The sequence below is a fragment of the Anaerorhabdus sp. genome (genome assembly GCF_036657415.1).
Classification (GTDB): Bacteria; Bacillota_I; Bacilli_A; order Erysipelotrichales; family Erysipelotrichaceae; genus Anaerorhabdus.
In genome coordinates this window covers 1-3,980 of record NZ_JAVXGL010000123.1, presented here as the reverse complement: position 1 = coordinate 3,980, position 3,980 = coordinate 1, and the positions used below count along the sequence as shown (strand labels likewise).

Sequence of the window (3,980 nt, the reverse complement as noted above, 5' to 3'; positions counted from 1 at the left end):
AATTAAAAGAAAAAGGAATTGAGCCATTTGGAAAAGCATTTGAAAGAACACATCATTCTCAAGAAATCAAAGATACTTATGGTGAAAAGACAAAGGAAGAATTAGAAGCACTTGATATGCATGTCAAAATTGCGGGTCGTATCATGACAAAGCGTCGTATGGGAAAACTTGGATTCATGCATATACAAGATCGTGACGGACAAATTCAAGTTGTAGTCAATAAGGCAGTTGTTGGAGAAGATATTTATGAAATCTTTAAAGCGAGTGACCTAGGAGACATCATTGGTATTGAAGGTGTAGTGACTAAAACTGATTCAGGAGAATTATCAGTAAAAGCTCATGAGTATACACACTTAACAAAAGCACTACGTCCATTACCAGAAAAGTTTCATGGACTTACCGATGTAGAAGAAAGATTCCGTCGTCGTTATGTTGATTTAATTATGAATGAAAATAGCCGTAAAGTAGCAATGTTACGTCCGAGAATTATTCGTGCTATTCAACATTATTTAGATGGACAAGGACTAATCGAAGTTGAAACACCAGTACTTCAACCTATTCTTGGTGGAGCTGCAGCTAGACCATTTGTAACACATCACAATACATTGGATATGGATTTCTATTTACGTATCGCAACTGAACTTCCTTTAAAACGTTTAATCGTTGGTGGACTTGAAGGTGTATATGAAATTGGACGTCTATTCCGTAATGAAGGAATGGATACAAAACACAATCCAGAATTTACAACAGTTGAAGCATATGTTGCATACTCAGATATGGAAGGTATGATGAAACTTAACGAAGGGTTATTCGAAAGTGTTGCATTAGAAGTATTTAATAAAACAGACTTTGAATTTGCAGGAAACCAAGTTTCTTTAAAAGCACCTTTTAAAAGATGGCATATGGTTGATGCGGTAAAAGAAGTTACAGGTGTAGATTTTTGGAAGCAAGTAACACTTGAAGAAGCATTAGCTCTTGCGAAAGAACACCATGTAGAAGTTCAAGGACATCAAAAATCTGTAGGTCAAATTATAAATTTATTCTTTGAAGAATTTTGTGAAGATAAAATTACTCAACCTACATTTGTATATGGTCACCCAGTAGAAATTTCTCCGTTAGCAAAGAAAAATCCAGAAGATCCTCGATTCACAGATCGATTTGAATTATTGATTTATGGAACTGAATATTCAAATGCATTCTCTGAATTAAATGATCCAATCGATCAAAGAGAACGTTTTGAAGCTCAATTAAAACTTAAGGAATTAGGTGATGATGAAGCTACAGAAATGGATACTGATTATGTAGAAGCTCTTGAATATGGATTACCTCCTACAGGTGGAATTGGGATTGGTATCGACCGCTTTGTAATGTTATTAACAGGTAATGAATCAATCCGTGAGGTATTATTATTCCCTCACATGAAGCATAGACAAGACTAATTTAAAAAATATACAAGTAAATTAAAACACGTGATAACCTCTTTAAATAAAGGATAAACACGTGTTTTTTATTCAACCATTTTTTTAGAGAAGATGATAACGAATAAGTAATTCCTCAATAATGGTTCCTTGTATTTTTTTGAAAGCTTTCTTTTCTACTAGTTTTAAAACAGCTGGAATTTTTAAGTCCGTAATCTTCTCGCCATCCATCATTTTAGAAGTTGCATCTAAAAGATAGCGAACATCATAACATGAAGCGAATACTTCTGGAACACCACGATCAATATCGAGTAAAGTATATACAGCTTCCATTGCAGTTCTCACTGAATATTCAGTAGTGAAAACACAGTCACGTTTTGTTTCAGCAAATTGACCAATAAAGGCAAAATTAACAGCTCCTTCAGGTACAACAAGAGGTCGGTCTCCTTTAGTGCGTGGCATAAAGAAGGCAGTAATATAAGGCATCATACATGGAATACAAGTTGCAGATTGAGCATATTCTTCAATACGTTCTGTAGGAACACCAAGATGGTATAACCATTCCATTGTGATTTCTCTACCTGTACATTCTTTCATTGGCTTTTTAATATAATCGCCAGGAACATTTGTATATAACCCATAGAACCAAATAACAATCTTATTATCAGGTTGAGATTTGAAATGAGGTTGGCGATTAATAGTCCAACTACATAACCAACTAGAGTCTTTAACGGTTACAATACCACCAGTCACAACTTTTCCACTATGAGGATCACGTTTACATATTTTTTCAATGTATGGTGTTATTGTATTATCATTAAGGGTAATTGTAGCTGATTCCCAATTGGTCTTTTCAATATTTGTACAGTATTTTTCTGGATGTCCAAAAGACATATCTTGTTTGGCAATCTTTTTCCATAGTTCCCAACAACCTCCAGGTTGTGTGTTCAATAAAGGAGCATGTTTATCATTACCAAGTGTTGAGTTTTCAGTACAGCTGCCATTTGTGATGAAAACAAGATCAGTATCTAATAAATCAATTTGGCTTAATGCTTGATTTTGTTCAATTATAATTCGTTTAGCACGTTTTTCGTTGTTATTTTTTTCGAACTCTACATCGACTACTTTGGTATTGTAGATAAAGTTTACATGATGTTGTTCTAAATATTTAAGCATTGGTAATATAAGTGATTCATATTGATTATATTTAGTAAATTTTAGGGCTGAAAAATCAGGTAATCCACCAATATGATGGATGAATCGTTGTATATATAATTTCATTTCTAATGCACTATGCCATTTTTCAAAAGCGAACATAGTTTGCCAATATAACCAAAAGTTTGATTTATAAAATTCTTCATCAAATACATCATCAATTGTTTTATCATAAAGATCTTCATCTTTAGTCATAAATAATTTTGTAATTTCCATTGCTCCTTTTTGAGATAAGTTGAATTTATTGTTTGTTTTTGCATCTTCACCTTGATTAAGGGTAGCACGACATAAAGAATAATTAGGATCTTTTTTATTGAGCCAATAAAATTCATCTAGAACAGATGCATCGGGTATCTCAAGAGAAGGAATGGAACGGAATAAATCCCATAAACACTCAAAATGATCTTCCATTTCTCTTCCACCACGAATGATAAATCCTTTATTTGGGTCATTAATACCATCACAAGCACCACCTGCGATGTTGAGTTCTTCAAAGATATGAATGTTTTGTCCTTTCATTTGACCATCACGAATTAAAAAACAAGCTCCTGCTAAAGATGCAAGTCCACTTCCTACAAAATAGGCAGATTTTAAATCGACATCTTTAGGTTTTAAAGGTTTTGCGAAAGCTTCATAATTTCCATTTGAATAATACATAAGTAATTCCTCCTTGTTTATGAAACTATCATAGACCGGTAAAACAATGAGGAATATAGACAAAAAAAGAACAGTGTCTAATATTTAGACAAAGTTCTATATTTGTATATTAAATCATATATTTTAAAATATCCCCAGACATAATTCTCTCAATCCGTTTTGTAATTAAGTGATAATCAGTATGCATACCATTCTTAATCCATTCTAATATAGTTCCTACAATTGCATAAGCGATAAAACGTTCCATGAATCGTTTATCTTCTAATGATAAGATTTTATCTTGATCAAGTTCACTAATAACTATATCTAAATAATGATTTTGAATATCATATAAATAACGTTCAATAACTTCACGGCTGACTGAGTGATAAACATTCATAAAGAAATTTTTATTCTCAAGCATATATGCAAAGACATTTTCAAGGCAAATAGCCCAGTTTGCATAGCTGACTTCTGCTTGAATTGCATTTTTTGTTTCGCTAACAAAAATCCAATCTAAAAGCGCATAGATATCTTGAAAGTGATAATAAAATGTTTGACGATTAACATCGCAATCTTCAGCAATATCAGTCACAGTTATATTATCTAAAGTTTTAACACTTAACATTTTCTTAAGTGAATTAGCTAAAGCAATTTTAGTTAGTTCTTTCATAAAACACCTCTTCATTTAGTACAATACTATTTTACCAT

Annotated in this window: 3 protein-coding genes; 1 reads left to right on the top strand and 2 read right to left on the bottom strand. The window is 32.4% G+C overall.

Going from position 1 to position 3,980, the window contains the following annotated elements:
- Window positions 1-1,439, top strand: a 1,439-nt coding sequence (gene lysS / locus RSB60_RS11090; RefSeq protein WP_332616370.1) for a lysine--tRNA ligase, incomplete at its 5' end; no start/stop codon positions are given.
- A gap of 84 nt (window positions 1,440-1,523) precedes the next feature.
- Here the strand turns inward: lysS and RSB60_RS11085 are convergent.
- Window positions 1,524-3,290, bottom strand: a complete 1,767-nt coding sequence (locus RSB60_RS11085) for an oleate hydratase (protein WP_332616368.1) — start codon at window positions 3,288-3,290, stop codon at window positions 1,524-1,526.
- A 109-nt stretch (window positions 3,291-3,399) separates the two neighbouring features.
- Window positions 3,400-3,942 (bottom strand): TetR/AcrR family transcriptional regulator C-terminal domain-containing protein, encoded by a 543-nt coding sequence (locus tag RSB60_RS11080; protein WP_323381207.1) that lies wholly within the window; start codon window positions 3,940-3,942, stop codon window positions 3,400-3,402.
- Window positions 3,943-3,980 lie beyond the last annotated feature (38 nt).